A 16,257-nucleotide genomic window follows, 5' to 3' on the forward strand; every position below is an offset into this window, starting at 1 on the left:
TTTCCGCTGTCTTCTCTCGGCAGAACTACATTTCCCGGTAGCCTTTACAACACCCACCCCACCGTTTCCGCTGTCTCCTTTGGGACGTGGCAGTCGCAGCCACTCTACTCGGGGTCTACTGCTACACCCACCCCACTGTTTCCGCTGTCTACTCCACAGACGCTTCCCGCAGGTGGTTCTCCATCCGCCGTCACTTTCTGTGAGATCGTCTCAGACAGTACAGCAATTGAGTTAACTATTTATGCTATTGGGATAAACAATATCCGCACGGCGTTAGCACCGTGACGACAATACACCCCCTCACATGGAGGTGTGGCAGTCGTCAGCTGTAGAAGACAGCGGAAATAGTGGGGTGGGGGTGTTCTAAGACTGTCCACATCAAAGATCCTACTGGATCCTCCTTTCTGGCTTTTGCGAGAACATGACTGCGGATGTCAGCTGCTACTGTACAGGACCTCGCTAAGTAGTTTCGTTAGTGCGTTTCAGACCTATTAAGCCGGGTTATCTTCCATGTTGTCCCAGATGATTTCCCCCATTTCTCAAAGTCCAGTTCTCCAACTTTTTCGGAGATGATGCCTAGATTGACTCCAATCTCTTTAGCAGATAGATCTAAGTCCTCGGCCATGTATCGTGATTTGAAAAACGACTGTTCATCGAGTTGCTCTATAATATACTCGAGAATACGGCTTTGTTTCTCTGTGAGGTTCGCTGACCTTCTGCTGGTGTGGTTTTTGCTTGTACTGCTCATGTGAATTTGTTACTCGGCGTGTAGTATAAACTCATCTAAGAGTCGTTGCGGTGCCCGGGCGGCTACGGCAGCGTTGGCTACGGCTCGAATATCTCAGAAAATTCGCCTTTGGTTACCGTGATCTTTCGCCCGTCGTTGAGATACTCCAATGTTGCTGAGTGGGAGTCTGACTCAACTACTTCCGCGTAGTGGACTTCGTTGCCCTCGTGAAAGACGGTTCCTTCCTGTGCTACTGGGCCGCCGCGCTTGCCTCCTTGTAAGTGCATTAGTTGAGATTCACCGTATTGGTTGGTCTCCAGTCGTGCTTTCCGCCACCGTAATTGCCTGAATCGTTCATATTGGCCGGCTCAGCGCTCACACCGCAATCGCGGCGGTAGTCACCCGCCATCGCATCCGCGTGTGAACACTTTGCGCCACAATTCAAGCAGATCAGGTCTGTCATAGCCAGTTCAATAATCTAGAGCAATAAATAACCTAACGGACGTTCTACTGGAGAGTATCTTCGGGCGAGGAGACTTTTGAGGGTTTGTAGGCGAGGGTCTTCAGCGAGCGTCGCTGCCAAGAGGTTACTGGGCACTCAGAAAACTCGAGCCAATCGCGATCAGGAGCTATCGTGGTTGATGTACTCCGACTCCCAGTCAACCCGTGCTTCGATCTCGCGCTTTCCACGCCGAGTGGCGACATAGTAGTTTGTCCGCCGATCTGCTTCTCCCTTGTCTAGTAGACCTTTGTCGACGAGTGTATCGAGATTAGGGTATAGGCGACCGTGATGGATCTCTTTATTATAATATTCCTCTAGTTCGTCTTTCACGGCTAACCCGTGCGGCTTGTCCATGCCCGCAATGACGTACATCAAGTCGCGCTGGAATCCAGTTAGGTCAAACATAGTCCACAGAAATATAGTCAAATACTGAAATAAATGTGTTCTGAAAGATGATCGTGGAAATCACACGCCAGATGACAGGACAGGAGACAGATGATGGAAATTCTTTGTGGGTCTTAACCAACGTACCGAAACTCGAACTACTGACTGTTGGTTAAAGAAGCAAATTGCCTAATGCTGAGTAACCCAAACTCAACAGATATGACTGAGACATTCTACGTTGAGTGTCCGGGCTGTGGGAAGACAAAGGGGCCGATAACGACGCACCCCGGCACAGTTGGCATCCACTGCTCCTGTGGCGTCACGTCGACTGTCAACGTTGATACCATGAAGATCAGCGAGTGGTGGGAGCGATAGCTCACCCCAGTTTGACTTGTCTGGTGCTATAGCGCCCTAGTTTTTAAATCGAAAGGGCAGATACCGGTAGTCATGAGCGATTCAGCGGGTAGCTCCTCGAATCCTACTGGGCGACCTGATGGTAGCGAAAGCGATCAGAGTCGCTCTTGGGTGGGAGAGCGAATTCAGTCGATACAGGGGGAGCTAGATCCCGAGGAGTGTGCTCAATGCGGTGGCAAACTGGGTGAGCGTGTTCATTACGTTTTCACTCATTGCCGATCGGAAGACAATCAGGATAGATTATTCGGCCCCCAGAGTTGGTGTAGTGAGTGTTACGAGAAGCGCCAGCGTCGGGATGGGGGAACCCGGTTCGAGATTGACAATGGGGCTCAAGAGCTGTGGCGCATCCTCGAAGCATCGGACGGTCGTCTCGTGGCTGATTTGAAGCCGCTCTTTGTGGCGTCGCGACCGTTTGTCCGGGTCGTCGACGGTGACATTCAGGCTATCCACGTGACCCGAGACGTCGCTTCTCCCTCCAAACAGTCTACGGGCAGTGAGCGAATGGTGTCTACCCCCACAGTTCGCCACGTAGCTGTCGACCGTGGCTGGTTTGATGAGATCCTCGACAAAAGCATCCTCTCCGAGCAAAAAGCAGTTGCCTACTTGAGGCCTGTAGAGGAGACTCCGTTTGGTGACGTTCGTGACCGAGGCGGGAAAAGTCAGAAACTGTCAAGTTGGGGCGTCTCTCCGGCTCAATAGAGTAGTCACTGTACTTGCTCTCCGATAATACTGACAATCGTTTGTGCCTCTTTATCTGGAATCTCTGGGTCGGTTCTGAACTTCAAAACTTGTGAATGCGTCTCGCCCCAATCGTCGAGAGCTTTTGGATTCTGTTCTGCGAGAAGGGCTAACGACCGGCCAGCTTCTAATCTGACTTTAGCAGATGATGACTTGAGGGCCGTTGACAGCGCGTCAAGCGTAAACGTACATCCCGATGGCTTCTGGGCAACGATAGTTCCAATTTTCCCAGCTATTTCGACCTGAACAACCTTATCTCCATGCTTGAGTAGCTTTGCGAAGAGTGGATCAAACTCGGATATGGGGGTGTCGATTTCTGTCTTATCGGAAACGTGGGCGACAGCTGCTATTACTTCTGCTTTTGAGTGAGGATTCGTGTCTGGGGTGTTTCGAAGCGACTTGAGGATTTCCGTCGATAAGTCGTGTGTGAGTTCAGGCGTCACTTCTGTGACGGTGTAGATTGCCCGGTACGTGTTTTCAGTGATCGGCGCACAATGTGTGTTCAGAAGTGTGCTGAAGAGGTCAGTACAATTGCTCGCTCTCCTTGGTGCCTGTTGGGTTGCCCGCCGGATGATGTCTGATGCTGTGATCAACCTATCGGGAACAGGTTTCGAGATGTCCTCAAACAGTACGATTATCTTTTCTTCTTGCTGTGCGATGTCTGCTGGAGACTCAGATAACGAGGCGACTGGAGACGGTAGATTATCCGTATCTCGAGTGAACACGGGTGTTCTACAAAACGGTGTAACATAATCGTTAGCCAGTGAACCGCCTCGGGGTCAAGCCCCGAGGCACTCGCCTTATTTTCTCTGTAGAGACTCGCTGTTCTGTGATCTCCTCTCCTACTCTGTCTCGGCTTTCATCCGCGAGCTACACCCTTTTTCTGGCTCTGAGGATCGATCGTTGTTTGTTGGACTTCAGGCCCAGCCAGACGTCTCGACCAGCGGCGTCAGCGGATCGTGGTCGATAACGCCTTTCTGCTCCATCCGTGCGAAAAGATCGCCAAGCGTCTCCGCATAGTTATACCTCGTCTGGCCGCTGTTGAACTCGTTTTTGAACCCCCGCATCAGCTTCTTCGCGCGATCGAAACAGACCTCACGCTCGCCGCGGCCCAGCTCGAAGATGTCGCTCGTCCCGGTAGCCTCCTTGGCGATCTCCATCGAGCGCCGAATGTGTGTCCGCGCTGTGGGAATGCTCGTCCCGTTGATCCGCCCGCCGATTCCTTCCTCGTACTCGAGCCAGCCTTCGATGCGCCGGACTGTTTCGGGATTGCTACACGGGTAGTCTTTCCTCGGCTCCTCGAATTCGCACTCCTCGAGGAGCCACTCATCAGCGCTCCTGTCGAGCTCGCGGACACGTTGGAGGAAGTAACTGAATCCATTCTGCCGAAGCCACTTGTGAGTCGGCTTCTCGTTCGTATTGTAGCCCTGCTCGGCTCGCAGTTGCTTTACCTCGTCGACGAACTCATTCCGCATATACTCGCGGGTCCACTTGCGCGACATGATCAGTACTTTCCGGTCTGGGGTGATATTCGTTTCTGGACTATCTCTTGTTATCCGGTCCAAACAGACCTCTACACCTTGCTTGAAGCTCAGAACGAATCAAGCCGTTGTGGTGGTGTGGGTGGACCAGACGCTGGAGTGGGACGGTTCGCAAAGGGTTCTACGGACTGCCTGTGAAGCCACTGGGAGAGCCAGTCTGCATGGTCGTCCGGGGCGTGGTTGATGATCTTCTTATCGGGCCAGATATGCAGCGGGAGGCCTTTCTGTTCGCATATCTGCTGGACCTGCGTATACTGTCGGATGCCATACTCGACCCACTTGTCTGTCGAGTCCGCGATCCGTTCAAGCTCGGTTGCGGCCTCGGTACAGCCGTTTTCGCGGGCGGCACTGACAGTGAGGTCAAAATTACCTCCACGCGGATTGATGACCTCGTGGAAGATTACTTCGGGGTTGAGTTGGGAGAGTTGCTCGAGGAGGTGTTCAAGGTCGCTTCGGTCCATCGTCGGGTAGGTTGGGCTCATACTCACGTAGACAGGGATCCCCGCTTCTGACAGTTCCCGAAGGCCGTTGAGACGCTGCTGGGGGAGCGGGGCTCCGGGTTCGATCGCCGTCGCGAGGTCCGGGTTCAGGGTGTTGATCGAAGAGCCGACCGTGAGATACCCGCTCTCGGCGGCAGCTGTGAGAGTGTCGAGGTACGAGGAAGATGGGAGGTCGACAGCAGTCTCATCGGCGTCGACGTGACCACGGGCAGCGAGTAGCGGGTTGCGAGTGAGAACCCGTGTGTGGCGCTCGTGGTTGGCGAGAGTCTGGATCGTCTGAATGGTGATGTCGCCAGCTCGTGGGTCCATGAAGCAGTCGGTTCCCGAAGAGAGCATGACGATTCCTTGCCCGTGTTCGGTAGAGTTCCACGTTCGCTTTCGGTCGAGAATCCCCGGAAGTCGCTCTGGGATGGTATCCCGGTAGAGGACGTAGTCGCCCCATTCTTTTTGACCGTCGTCGACATCGACTTCCTCGGACAACATCTTCCCTCGGGTCCGGATATTCGGGGAATTAGGGACATAACAGAACTTACAACCGTGAGAACACCCCGTGGCAACATTCACGACGTAGTCACAGAGGTGCTTGCTATTCAGTGCTGAAGTTGAGAGAATTGTCTCGGTCGGGTCGCGGGCTGTTGTCGGTGAAGGCATTTTGTGAATTAGTCCTGTGTCGTGGGGGGCGCTTCGAACTGGTTGAGGCTGGTTTGGTCGTTGACGTCGACGTCTTCGGGGGCGAGGTCTGTACCAACCGCATTGTAGCCTCGGTCGAGCGCTGCCTCAATTGTTGTCCCTGTGCCGACGAACGGGTCGTAGACTACGGGGATGTCGGTCGGGTCGCACTCGCATTCACAGCCCCAGTCATCAGCTGTGAGGGGGTCGTCGACGACGTGGGGGGTGCCACATTCCGGACAGACTCCATCCGGTGCGGTCAAAGACAGCGCACGTTCGACAAGGTCAGTGGGATAAGGGGCTGCGTGTCCAGAACCGGTCTGTGCGGGTGGGAATCGCCAGACATCCCCTTCTCCGTATTCTCGGGCGAACTGGGTGGGCGTTGTAACGTATCCAGTCGTCACTTCTGGGACAAGCCAGTAAATCTTCTCTGTGGTGTTTTTAAGTCGATCTTGAACCGGAGTCGGCTTGGAGCGCGTCTTTGCCCACTGGATAACGTTGGGGCAGAGCCAGCCCCTCTCAAGGAGTTCCTGTTGAACACTCGCTGGGGCGGCCGTGAGTGACTTATCGACGTAGGTGTCGCCCAGATTCAGGAACAATGAGCCAGTGGGCTTGAGAACTGCTCGACAGGCTTCAACCACGTTGGCGATCGTCTCCGAGTACTGGTCAAGCGTCTCCTCTTCCCCGATCTGGTCATTATGGCCGTAATCTCGTTGAGACCAATATGGGGGGCTTGTGACGACGACGTCGACGCTGTTTCTGCTGAGTGGGTTCGAAGGATCTTCGACGAAGGACTTGAGGTTGCGTGCGTCGAGTTCAAACGTTTCGTGTGAGTTTTTTGTTGGCATGAGTTGGAGGATTGCTTGGTGACTTCACTGGAATATTCACCCTCTTGCTAGTATGGTGACTGTGGGAATCTAAGCCCGCTGGTGGACTAGAGGATGGTCACCCATCTCAAGATAAAAACACCGCTGACGGTTGGTTGTCTGTTTTTTCATACTTGACAGGGTAACGTGTGTTACAATAGACTTGGGGTAAGTCATATATTGATTGACCTAGAAGGAGCCACAGAATCGCCAAAAGCGCTGGGTTTAACAATGAATTGTTCGACCTGTGAGTTGGCATGAAGGAATCCGCCGGAGGCCGTGGCCGCCGTGTTGTTGGTGAGGGCGCAATGGTCGTCTCGAATCGGGTGTCGCCCGATCTTGATGAAGAAATCATCGATGGGCTACTGGATGAGGGTGTTGTTGGACTCGTCGACTACGGGATTGGTCCGTCGCTTGATTCGGATCTTCTTGACAAGTCTAATGGCCCCGGTCGTGGGTCGCTGAACTCTCTCAAGAAGTTTTCTCGCGTAGGCGGCTACCTTGTTGCTCACAAAGATGGTCTCGAACGCGTTGCCGTTGGTCGGGCGCGTCCCGGCTCGCTTCGCTTCGAGAAAGTTGAGATGTCTGATGGCTCTGAAAAGGTGCTCAAATGCGTCCAACTCGATGCGTATGGTGAAATCGGATCAGATGAATTCGACGAGGTGCGTCGGATCGCCTCTCGCGAGGGCCTGTCCCGGCACACGTTTGCTGATCTGGATCGCGAAGAAGAAATCGAGGAAGTCGTCGCCGCCGTGACTAAGCTCGAGCGGGACGGTCGGCTCACGTACCGGTGAAGTAGGAAGTTTGGGCGGCTATTTTCCGACGTGCTTAGTTCTGTGCGCCGGCCACTGGAGCGGTTCTGTATGGATCATCTTGCTTTTCTTTCGGTGCTGTTGCGGGGATTGGGGCGTGAGACTTGATGAAGTCTCGAAGCGCTCTACTGACTGACTGCGGTAGGTAGCCCTTCTGATGGATGTCGGTGGAGATGGGGTCGTCAGGAGTCGTCTCCAGTTCGCACTCAAAGATGGCGCTCCCGCAGTACACTACAGCAGCTGTCGCTCTGAACAGGTACGGTGACCGTCCATCGGGGTCAGCGCCACTCATCTCGATATCGTCTGGCGTTGGCGAGCCGTATGGTGTAAACCACCACCGAGTGAACGCGAGCAGTTCAAACGCATCGAACCCTGTCGGCGCGTCGTGAACGGGGATGGTGTCCCACCCAGTCGCTCGAATCTCATTCCCATTCTGGTCGGTGGGGATGGTGGCGTTGTCTTCGATCGCGTCGACAATCTCACTGCTTACCGCGGCGGCGTCATCTCGTGCACGTGGGTGGGAGTCTGGAGGAAGCGACGGAGCCAGCTCTTCAGGCAATTCTGGCGAGTCCAGTTCAGTGATACTCGGTTGGCTCGGATCTGTAGACATGCGCCCCACGTCTGACTGGGATGGGACTGCCGGCGGGGTATCGAAGACGTTGTCGCCCCTTTCGTCGCGAGCGTTTACTGCGTGCTTACGAATTGTCTCCGGCACGAGCATGTGGTGGGCGTCGACGAGTTCCCGGAACCGAATCTGGTCGCCAGCGAGGTGTTCTAGCTGTGGCGGGACGCTGATCAGCGCGGGAAGTCCCCCATCAGGAATCCGGGCAAACGGATCTGAGCCGGATGCTGCCGCTGCGAGTACCCAGAGCCGGTGGTAGTCAGACATCTCTGTACCGGGGAACGCAACGACCGTGGAGTGTGGGGTTGCTCCGACGATATCGGTTGTCTCGAGAACCGGATTTGGTATCATGTGGGTCGACGCGGTGTCTTGTGACGCGTTCATCCGGTCTTCTACTCCCCGGAACGCTTCTTCAGCAGCCATTGATAGTGCGCCGTCGAAGTAGATCCGCTTGATAGCTGATGAAGCGACGGCCTCATCGAACCTGACGGCTGAATCAAACTCAATCGACATTGGATTGTTCGTCGCCACGGCCCGATCGGAGACCGTACCCAGCATGCTAACGTACTCTTTCGGCCAATCGCCAATCGGGAGTTCCGCCTGAAGGCGGAGGAGGCCGTGGACGGAGATCCGGCAGCTGATTGGGATATTGACCGTTCCCGCCTCTGTTTGGAGCTGGAGATGGAGCTCCGGGGTAGACTCCCTAGAGAGGGCCGTCCCTGTGGTAGCGATTACGGTCGCTTCGTGCTTCGCTACCGCCTTCCCGTCTGGCAGCCCCGTCCCCTCCGGAGATACAGTTGCCGGTGTGAGGGCAACCTGTCCTGCTGTTGACTTCCCGGTCGATGGGGGATCGTGAGCCATTCTACATGACCATATCCGCTCCTTGATTTAAAAACCCGTGTCCAAATCAGGCGGCTTCGAGACGTGGGTTGTGGGTCTTTGCCCAGCCTCTTTTTACGATGGGCGAAGCAGTGAGTAGCAGGCGATGAAATTCAACCACCCGTTCGAGTATCAACAGTTTTTCTGGCCCAGCTTGAAGGCCTGTGCTCAAACGCCATCGTATATTGGCCTCTCACTGGTAGCGGTCATCATGGCGGCTACTGTCTCGTTGACTGCGATCACGCTCAACCCCACAATTGGGGGTGTATTCACCTTGCTGGTCGCGCTCCCGGTCACAATTGGCTTCCTTTCGGTTCTGGCGCTGACGATGGTTGTCGCTCAAGAGGCTGAGATTGACTTGACTGCGCGGAAACTACTCGCTGGGGCACGAGCTCGGTTCCGCTGCTGTTGGAGTACGTTCATCGCCAATTCATTCGTCTGGAATGTTGGTGTTGGTGCTGCCAATGGCGTCGTGCTCACTATCGGCGGTGGTGTCCTGTACTTAGTCTCTGCCGGCGCTGAACCGTCTTTTAATTCGGGGCTGGGGCTCGCTGTTTCGGGACTGATGGTGCTTGGTATCTGGATTGTCGGGATGCTTGGAGCGTACTCGCTACAGTTTCTCGACATCGCTACTTCCTGTGGGAATCTACGATCGACGGCAAGCATCCAAGAAGCGTTTGACCTTCTTCAGTCCGATTGGCAGACAATTCTGCCTTATTTCCTTCTCAGAGTCACTGCGACGGTTTTCGCGGTCGCGTTTCTTCTCCCCGTTGCCCTCCCGCTGGTTGTGGGGGTCGGAGCTATCCCGTCAGGCTTTGAATCTGGGCTCTTCCTCTTCGCTTCAGGTGGCCTCATCGGTGTGATTCAGGTCGCACACGTCTTGTTTTATCAATCTGTCTCCGGTGTGGCCCCGAACGTTCGCGACCAAATCCTCACTAGCATGGCTACCGAGGAAGGTGCCTCTCCGACGTCGAAGGAGTCGCCGTAACGCAACCGAAAATGAAGCTGTGGATCTAGCTAGAAATCGGGAGTTGTGTGGTAGTTCGACCACTCACGCGACGTACACCATCGACGACAATCCACACACACGACTCGGTCTTTGTTGATATCCCTGACTACAGCGCTCGTACAGTTTGGGCACCGGCCGATGGCGTCGAACCGGTCTGGAAGCGACGGAATGTCCCCATGACTCGATTCGTCCGGGCCAGACAGCTCAAAGTCTGACAGCGGCGTCGTTGCTGTCTGAGCCGATCCCTGAACGGCGAACTCTTGGTCTATCAGGTCTGATGCTGTCTTGTCAGACTGTATTTGGTTCGGCGGGATACGCTCAATCCGGGAGATGGTACGATCGTCAGATGGGGAGTACAGGCCGCTGGTTTCGAGATCCGTGTCCTCCGGGAGGCTTTCGCCTTCGTACCGAGCCAGAAGTGGCTTCGCTGCTGTGTTCCATGCGACTCGAAGTGTGAAAAGCGTCTCCGATAGGCCGTCCTTTTCCAAGACTGCGATAAACTCACAGTCTTGTTCTGGACCTGCCTCAACCGATTTTGAATGAGTTCGAGTAGAGTACGGGACAGAGATCTCATCAACAGATCCGTCGAATGGAGTGTTCGGGAACCAATCAGTGTCCACTACTGTGAATGGGGCTCGGTCGGTATCGATGATCACCTCCATCCCACTGCGGAGACTCCGAGAGATAGAATTCAACCATGCTGTATCGAACCGGAATGCCTTCACCGACTCCGGAAATGCGATTCCATGTTCTGTCTCGATATCCGCATTTGAGTCGATTGTATATCCGTGGTTTGAATCATTGGAGCCGTCGCTTGGATTGGAGGTCATCAGTCTACCGTCTATTCTGAAACCTATTGCTTATAATATCCCTGTTTCAATCAACTGGCATTTCTCAACGGTTTACCTGCCGGCCACCGAAGTTGAACGCTACTGTCAAGCGCCCGTGGCCTGTCCATACCCCTTCGGTTTAGTCGGCGGAGAGCTGGTTGCGCGTTCTGCTACTTCCAAAAGCTAGTTGGTCTCGGTGATTGCTCGAGCCTGAGGAAAAATCGAGAAGAAGCTCTCGCGCCTCAGCGTGGGAAAGGCCTCAACGGCTAGGGTTAGGTGAGGAAACGTCTGCTATGGGGACAGAGGGCTCACTAGTGCCCTGCGTCCCACGATAAAAATCGTCTGGGAGAGTGTACTCAACTCTATCCACCAAGAGTGACATCAATTCTCTGGTGGCAACTTCATGTGAATCTGAGACCGTTGTGTCTCCCATACATCGGGCGAAACCAATCGCTACATTGGACATGGTCTGTGCGAGCCCCTCACGGGTGAAGAGTCCGTGATGGCGCTCTGAGGGCCAATCGGTGAATCTCCCAGCCGAGTCATGGCTCTCAATTGCAGTTAATAGGCCGTATTTGATCCCATTTGGAATGTCGGGCTTGCTTTGGGCCTCGCTAGTATTGAACATATCCTGCAAAATGGATGACGACGTTGGGTGCGGCTGGCCTCGACTCGTCTCGGGGCTATCGTGTTCTGGGCTGTCCACTACCAGAAGATCCATCTCGCGAAGGATCTCCGGGTCGACGTCTGTTTGGTCAAGTGCTGTAAAGCTGGGATCGAACTCGTTCCCTTTTGGTGGAGAAATAGTAGCGAATGTTGCTGATGAGCGAACCGTCCTGTTTTGTCCTCCAATCGAAAGTGTGTACGAACCAGTTGATATCACTGAGAGCAATGCGTTTCGCGTCTTTGTGGAGAGTTCTTCTGGGTAGGTGATGACAACTGTCGATACCTTTTCATCGGAGATAACGCCAGCTTCGATCTCCCCATCTACTACGCACCCAATAACATCGTCAAAGCTAGCCTCTTTCCCATTAACATGAACAACGTCGTCGATACCTTTTGATATCGTCCGGCCGACCGACTCAGCTGTTTTTGGAATCGGCGTTAAGTAAGCGACATTAATCCGGTCTGCTGGATGAAATCTATTAATCAACTGGAGCGTCGCAACTAAACCTGCTAGTTCGTACCCGTCGTTAGTGAGGGCTTCGGGGGCGTGCTTGAGTTCACCCCGAAATCGCTTATGTAGATCGGATGCGCCTTGTACTTGTCTCATTTTCCAACTGTACTTCGTGTGTTATTTTAAGGATTGGCATATTCTTGCTTGACGTTTCAGGCCTTCTACCTATTATACTACTAACTATACTCATCCGCAGAAATAGTAATTTATTATATATTATCTGGAGGGGAACGGTGAGCATTTTAACCCGCGAATCTGGGATTCAAATATGAATAGTCCAGCTACCCTTCAGGAAGCCGCTAATAGAACTTTGTCAAGAAATGAGTTCGGGTCATTGCTACGTTATGGCCTGCCTGCCAGTGTAATTGGGCGTAATCAAATGGTGTTTGCTTACACTGGTGGATCACCTATCTTGGCTCCAAAGGACATCGTGAAGTCTGACAGTATGGCACCCGTGGTTCGCGAGAGTAGTGGCAGTATCAACCTCGATGCGCTTCGGGATAGTGATCCTGAGCTCTGTGACCGACTTACGAATTCAATCGAACCGGTAGATTTTGAACATCTGATTGAGTCCGTTTGCGATACGGGTGATTATGATCGTAGTGAGGCCGAGGTTGTGGCGTACTACGCTTACTTCGGGCGCTGGTTAACTGACGGCGATATTGCGGATCGGCTTGGCATCTCTGAATCTCTGGTTCAGGAGCGGCTATCGTCTGCCTCCGTTGGTCCTCACTGAAATTCACTTAGCGTCGTCGCTGTACCCGCTGATCGGACGCTATTTGGGTCGAAGTTACACAGTAAGTGTTCTTGTACTTGATTCGTACCGTGTTGCGCGTTCATTGAGTGGCTGTGTGAGCGTGTTTTTGAGTAGAACCTGCTGGAGTCGGGGATGTTATCAGTTGATATCAAGACCTGTGGACCATTTTTGATCTGCGCAAGTGACTGGATTTGTTGGAAGAAGTCGGTAAATTCGAAACCGCCGGCAGTGTCCCCGTATCTGTGCTCGGTCCCGGAGTACGGAGGATCGCAATAGAGAACAACTTGCTCGCTCGCTTCCTGTTCAGGTCGATTGCGGAAATGCCTTAGAATGGCAGAATAGTCTTCGCAGGATATTGTAACGTCATCAAGAAGCTCAGCGAATCGAGGAAGCCGAGAGAGTGAATTCGCCCATTGCTTGGCTGAATTTCGACGGCCTTTGGCGGTTGCCCTAAAACCAGTTAGCGATTCAGCATCGCCCCCAAACTGTGTTCGCCGGATGAAATAGAACCGAGCTGCCCGTTCAATCGGGTCACTAGGTCGCTTACCGTCGAAAAATTGAGCCCCCCATTTTTGATGAAGCTCTCGGCTGTACGGGATTGTTTTGAGCCTCTCAATGAGCTCAGTAGGTTCGTCTCTAAGCGTTCGGAAAAACTGTGACACATCTCGATTCGCGTCATTGAAATGCGGTTGGTGAAGGTCGATCTCCGCGTGTTCTCTTCCCGCAAGGAGAACTGCCCCTGATCCACCAAACACAGAGACAAATTCCGAGTGAGCAGGAACCTGATCTAGTATCCAATCTGTGAGCTGTGCTTTATTTCCGGGCCATGGAAATGGTGTCTGACTCATCTTAAGGGTGGTTCACATCACGGCGCCGCATCGAATGTCACCTCGTAGACTTTGAGCCTATCTGGTTCGTGATTTTCGGCTCTGTTGAAATCCTCAGAGAGTTACAGGTTCGTCCTGTAATTCGACGAGATGAGCACCCTCCCAAAGTCACAGTTACTCCGATTTACAGAGAAGGCGATCAATCTGGCACGCCGAGCGGTTTCTCGATACTCTTCAAAATTCTCCAAACATCGTTATACACTCCCACAGCACGTTGTTCTGCTGTGCCTCAAAGTTCGGAAGAATACGACCTATCGTGGCCTGCTTGACGAGTTGATCGAGATGCCACGCATCCGTCGTGTTCTTGGCTTAGTCGAACTTCCCACGCCATCAACGCTCTGTAAAGCGTTCAATCGGCTTGATATGGCCGTATGGCGTGTCTTATTGACCCTCTCAGCGACGCTACTTCCGACAAGTGGCGTCGTTGGAGTCGATGCGTCAGGATTCGATCGTAGTCACGCCTCGAAACACTACACGAAACGAGCCGAACTCACGATTCAGCAACTCAAAGTGACTCTACTGGCCGATACGAGGGTGAACGCAATTATCGATTTACACGTGACGACGACACGAAAACACGATAGCCAGATTGCTCCGTCGTTGATCAAGCGCAATCTCGAGCATATTGACGTCCTGCTCGGTGACAAAGGGTACGACGACCAGAAAATCAGACGACTTGCCCGTCAACACGACGTTCGTCCACTGATTAAGCACCGTGAGTTTACATCGCTCCACAAGGCATGGAACGCACGCTTAGAGGCTAATCTCTACGGCCAACGAAGTCAATCCGAAACCGTCAATTCAACACTCAAGCGGAAGTACGGTGCGTTCGTCCGCTCACGACGATGGTGGAAGCAATTCCGTGAGCTCACCATCGCCTGTCTCATTCACAATCTTGACCGATCACTCTGACCGGTCAAGATAGTTTCCACACACTGTTCAGTCCAGACTATTATCGGACAGTCACGAGACCCGCGAGAACGAGTAATGCACTATACGAAATCCCTAACAGCGGGGTGCTGAGACTGGAGGTCGAATCAATTGTGAGCCAGAGCGCAGTACCCAAGCAACTGAGCGCGACGAGTGAGCTGAAGATTTCGATACGACGTGGCTTGGCAGTCCCAGTACGGAATCGGCTATACAGAGCGTGTCCAAGCACAGCGATAGGGAAGACGCCTGCGACCACGACCGCGAAATGAACTGCAACCACGCCTGCCATGTTGAGTGCTGGTATAATGTCTCTCATAAGTGTCCCAAGAGCGTATACTCCGAGCAACCCCACCAAGAGAACCGCAAGGGAACGTTCGACGCTACTGGCCGACGGACGCGGGAAGCGGGAAACCGTCTTACCCATGCTAAACTCTCTCGTCCAAAGCGTCATAAAGTCACCGTCAAGAAGCCGAGATACTCTATTGAATAGTTCGCAGTCCTCATCGGCCAACTGTTTCAGGCAAGAATATACCTAATGAATAGGATTTCAACAGAGCCTGATTTTCCCAATTCATGAACGCTCTGACCTTGGGGATCAGGCTTTGGGCTTCGTCTTGGGTACGTCCTATCGCAAGTTCTGGGCCAATTCTAGCAAACGGGTCTTCAGTCGTGTTTGGATCGTCTGTACAAACGGCATACAGTGTCGTTGAAGTCGTTGACATGGTTCACCCTATCTCACACAAAAAATTGCTTTGACCCGCCTCTTATCATATATCAGTAAGCGCCTTCTGTGAACCGGCCTCGGTGCTTGACGTCGCACCCTCCTGAGTAGGTTTGAATTGGTCAGTGAATTCAAACCCGTAGTTGCGCACTGCCTTAACACCCACATGTGAGGGGCTGGGCCAAGGCTCAAGACAGAGTGGGGGGCTAGTCGTCACGTAGATGTAATAAGGCGTGCCGCTCGAGTGATCCCACTCTGCGATATACGTTGGAATGTACACGTACTCGTTGGCAATTGGCTGAACGTATGACTCTCGATGGAGGGCATCTGTCGGCGGGTTGATCATGTAGCAAGCGCTGCCGTAAGCATACTGTTCCGCAATATCTCTGAACGTCCGATTATCTACGATAACGTCTTTGAGTCGATCTGTTACGTACTCTAGAGACTTCGTGATGTCCTCTATAGAGCTTGAGCAGGTCGGGAAGCCCGGGGTAGTATACAGGAATTGGAGGGTGCGCTCGACCGGATCTTCAGGGCGGTCGCCTAGTTCAATATCTTCCCGCCAGCGTTGGAGCGTATCCTTGCTGGGGTTAATCTCTGTAAGGCGATTGACGAGCTCAGTGCGGTCCGTATGGAGTGTCTCGTACAACACGACGAAGTCGCTGTTAGGGTCGTTAATCACCTCATTTTTGCTTGGAGGCTTCTGGAATAGTAGTGTGCCACGGTGCGAATGCGTTTCAATATAGGTCTCATGTGCGGGGAGCTGTTCGATGAGCCATTCTGCGTGAACCGATATGTGTCGGTTATCTGGATGAATTTCTGAGGACATGACTTTTACAAATTTTCAAATGACAATGTCTGGACGCTAATCCGCCTCAAAAAACGCGCTCCCGTCTTCTCGTGCGACAGCTTTGGCGATTCTCACACAACACGGGCACCAGACAAGGGGACTCCCTCTCGGTCCGCTCACCGCTGCGGCGGTCTCGCGAAGAGTGCCGTCACATACGGTCTGAAAAATCGGTAGGTCCACGAGAACAACAGTAGCACCAGAGGCCCAGAAAGCACAATTAAGGCGATGTGTGCGTCTGAAAGCCCCCCTCGGCCTACGAACCCCGATGTGAGGAACTGTACACCGCCGATCAACCACGCGAGGGTAAACCAGCTGAATTCCCCGAGTCGGTTTCGGCTGATCGGGGCGGGTATCCTCACCATCTGTACTGACAACTATGCTGCGTTCTCTTTTTCCTTGCGGGCGTACAGTCACTCGTCAACTGGGTAGCCGCGGTCGGTTC

At 53.3% G+C, this 16,257-nt stretch carries 16 protein-coding genes; 4 read left to right on the forward strand and 12 right to left on the reverse strand.

The genetic code is table 11. From position 1 onward, the window contains the following. Positions 1–472: 472 nt before the first annotated feature. The 7 genes from EXE48_RS11395 to EXE48_RS11420 all read right to left on the reverse strand — a co-directional run bounded on the left by EXE48_RS11395 (position 473) and on the right by EXE48_RS11420 (position 6,323). Positions 473–748 (reverse strand): DUF7123 family protein, encoded by a 276-nt coding sequence (locus EXE48_RS11395; RefSeq protein WP_137711454.1) that lies wholly within the window; start codon positions 746–748, stop codon positions 473–475. Positions 749–1,013: 265 nt separating this feature from the next. Beyond that, positions 1,014–1,190, reverse strand: a complete 177-nt coding sequence (locus EXE48_RS18430) for a hypothetical protein (RefSeq protein ID WP_158295114.1) — start codon at positions 1,188–1,190, stop codon at positions 1,014–1,016. Between the two features lie 159 nt (positions 1,191–1,349). Beyond that, positions 1,350–1,634, reverse strand: coding sequence for a PadR family transcriptional regulator (locus EXE48_RS11400; RefSeq protein WP_137711455.1), 285 nt, complete (start codon positions 1,632–1,634; stop codon positions 1,350–1,352). Between the two features lie 1,097 nt (positions 1,635–2,731). Further along, complete coding sequence (locus tag EXE48_RS11405; RefSeq protein WP_137711456.1) at positions 2,732–3,490, reverse strand: hypothetical protein; 759 nt, start codon at positions 3,488–3,490, stop codon at positions 2,732–2,734. A gap of 192 nt (positions 3,491–3,682) precedes the next feature. Continuing rightward, positions 3,683–4,267: a hypothetical protein gene (locus tag EXE48_RS11410; RefSeq protein ID WP_137711457.1), complete on the reverse strand. Its 585-nt coding sequence runs from the start codon at positions 4,265–4,267 to the stop codon at positions 3,683–3,685. An 89-nt stretch (positions 4,268–4,356) separates the two neighbouring features. Continuing rightward, positions 4,357–5,457, reverse strand: coding sequence for an SPL family radical SAM protein (locus EXE48_RS11415; protein WP_137711458.1), 1,101 nt, complete (start codon positions 5,455–5,457; stop codon positions 4,357–4,359). Between the two features lie 8 nt (positions 5,458–5,465). Continuing rightward, complete coding sequence (locus EXE48_RS11420; RefSeq protein WP_137711459.1) at positions 5,466–6,323, reverse strand: DNA-methyltransferase; 858 nt, start codon at positions 6,321–6,323, stop codon at positions 5,466–5,468. A gap of 275 nt (positions 6,324–6,598) precedes the next feature. Between EXE48_RS11420 and EXE48_RS11425 the strand changes: the two genes are divergently transcribed. Further along, positions 6,599–7,135 (forward strand): hypothetical protein, encoded by a 537-nt coding sequence (locus EXE48_RS11425; RefSeq protein ID WP_137711460.1) that lies wholly within the window; start codon positions 6,599–6,601, stop codon positions 7,133–7,135. A 34-nt stretch (positions 7,136–7,169) separates the two neighbouring features. Here EXE48_RS11425 and EXE48_RS11430 read toward each other — a convergent pair whose 3' ends face one another. Continuing rightward, positions 7,170–8,636 carry a hypothetical protein gene (locus tag EXE48_RS11430; RefSeq protein ID WP_137711461.1) on the reverse strand — a complete coding sequence of 489 codons (1,467 nt, stop codon included), beginning with the start codon at positions 8,634–8,636 and terminating at the stop codon, positions 7,170–7,172. A 124-nt stretch (positions 8,637–8,760) separates the two neighbouring features. Here EXE48_RS11430 and EXE48_RS11435 point away from each other — a divergent pair, with 124 nt between their 5' ends. Continuing rightward, positions 8,761–9,642 (forward strand): hypothetical protein, encoded by an 882-nt coding sequence (locus EXE48_RS11435; protein ID WP_137711462.1) that lies wholly within the window; start codon positions 8,761–8,763, stop codon positions 9,640–9,642. A gap of 29 nt (positions 9,643–9,671) precedes the next feature. On the opposite strand, the gene EXE48_RS11440 is transcribed toward EXE48_RS11435, so the two are convergent. Both EXE48_RS11440 and EXE48_RS11445 read right to left on the reverse strand, forming a co-directional pair. After that, positions 9,672–10,493 (reverse strand): hypothetical protein, encoded by an 822-nt coding sequence (locus EXE48_RS11440; protein ID WP_137711463.1) that lies wholly within the window; start codon positions 10,491–10,493, stop codon positions 9,672–9,674. A 259-nt stretch (positions 10,494–10,752) separates the two neighbouring features. After that, the gene (locus tag EXE48_RS11445) at positions 10,753–11,766 is read right to left on the reverse strand and encodes a hypothetical protein (RefSeq protein WP_137711464.1); all 1,014 of its coding nucleotides are present in this window, start codon (positions 11,764–11,766) and stop codon (positions 10,753–10,755) included. Positions 11,767–11,938: 172 nt separating this feature from the next. On the opposite strand from EXE48_RS11445, the gene EXE48_RS11450 reads away from it, so the two are divergent. Further along, positions 11,939–12,406, forward strand: a complete 468-nt coding sequence (locus EXE48_RS11450) for a hypothetical protein (RefSeq protein ID WP_137711465.1) — start codon at positions 11,939–11,941, stop codon at positions 12,404–12,406. On the opposite strand, the gene EXE48_RS19350 is transcribed toward EXE48_RS11450, so the two are convergent. Continuing rightward, on the reverse strand, positions 12,400–13,275 hold the full coding sequence (locus EXE48_RS19350; protein WP_137711466.1) for a DNA adenine methylase: 876 nt from the start codon (positions 13,273–13,275) through the stop codon (positions 12,400–12,402). The two genes, EXE48_RS11450 and EXE48_RS19350, sit on opposite strands and share 7 nt — an antisense overlap. Before the next feature lie 129 nt (positions 13,276–13,404). Here EXE48_RS19350 and EXE48_RS11460 point away from each other — a divergent pair, with 129 nt between their 5' ends. After that, entirely contained in the window at positions 13,405–14,226 is an 822-nt protein-coding gene (locus tag EXE48_RS11460; RefSeq protein ID WP_004048671.1) for an IS5 family transposase, read from the forward strand. Positions 14,227–15,011: 785 nt separating this feature from the next. On the opposite strand, the gene EXE48_RS11465 is transcribed toward EXE48_RS11460, so the two are convergent. Next, positions 15,012–15,794: a DNA adenine methylase gene (locus tag EXE48_RS11465; RefSeq protein ID WP_137711467.1), complete on the reverse strand. Its 783-nt coding sequence runs from the start codon at positions 15,792–15,794 to the stop codon at positions 15,012–15,014. Positions 15,795–16,257 lie beyond the last annotated feature (463 nt).

The sequence above is a fragment of the Halorubrum sp. ASP1 genome (assembly GCF_005435135.1).
GTDB classification, from domain to species: domain Archaea; phylum Halobacteriota; class Halobacteria; order Halobacteriales; family Haloferacaceae; genus Halorubrum; species Halorubrum tropicale.

Coding starts and splice junctions, on each gene's coding strand:
- EXE48_RS11440 (WP_137711463.1), bottom strand. CDS start 10,493: ATGACCTCCAATCCAAGCGACGGCTCCAATGATTCAAACCACGGATAT.
- EXE48_RS11400 (WP_137711455.1), bottom strand. CDS start 1,634: ATGTTTGACCTAACTGGATTCCAGCGCGACTTGATGTACGTCATTGCG.
- EXE48_RS11420 (WP_137711459.1), bottom strand. CDS start 6,323: ATGCCAACAAAAAACTCACACGAAACGTTTGAACTCGACGCACGCAAC.
- EXE48_RS11445 (WP_137711464.1), bottom strand. CDS start 11,766: ATGAGACAAGTACAAGGCGCATCCGATCTACATAAGCGATTTCGGGGT.
- EXE48_RS11425 (WP_137711460.1), top strand. CDS start 6,599: ATGAAGGAATCCGCCGGAGGCCGTGGCCGCCGTGTTGTTGGTGAGGGC.
- EXE48_RS11395 (WP_137711454.1), bottom strand. CDS start 748: ATGAGCAGTACAAGCAAAAACCACACCAGCAGAAGGTCAGCGAACCTC.
- EXE48_RS11415 (WP_137711458.1), bottom strand. CDS start 5,457: ATGCCTTCACCGACAACAGCCCGCGACCCGACCGAGACAATTCTCTCA.
- EXE48_RS11450 (WP_137711465.1), top strand. CDS start 11,939: ATGAATAGTCCAGCTACCCTTCAGGAAGCCGCTAATAGAACTTTGTCA.
- EXE48_RS18430 (WP_158295114.1), bottom strand. CDS start 1,190: ATGACAGACCTGATCTGCTTGAATTGTGGCGCAAAGTGTTCACACGCG.
- EXE48_RS11410 (WP_137711457.1), bottom strand. CDS start 4,267: ATGTCGCGCAAGTGGACCCGCGAGTATATGCGGAATGAGTTCGTCGAC.
- EXE48_RS11435 (WP_137711462.1), top strand. CDS start 8,761: ATGAAATTCAACCACCCGTTCGAGTATCAACAGTTTTTCTGGCCCAGC.
- EXE48_RS11465 (WP_137711467.1), bottom strand. CDS start 15,794: ATGTCCTCAGAAATTCATCCAGATAACCGACACATATCGGTTCACGCA.
- EXE48_RS11430 (WP_137711461.1), bottom strand. CDS start 8,636: ATGGCTCACGATCCCCCATCGACCGGGAAGTCAACAGCAGGACAGGTT.
- EXE48_RS11460 (WP_004048671.1), top strand. CDS start 13,405: ATGAGCACCCTCCCAAAGTCACAGTTACTCCGATTTACAGAGAAGGCG.
- EXE48_RS19350 (WP_137711466.1), bottom strand. CDS start 13,275: ATGAGTCAGACACCATTTCCATGGCCCGGAAATAAAGCACAGCTCACA.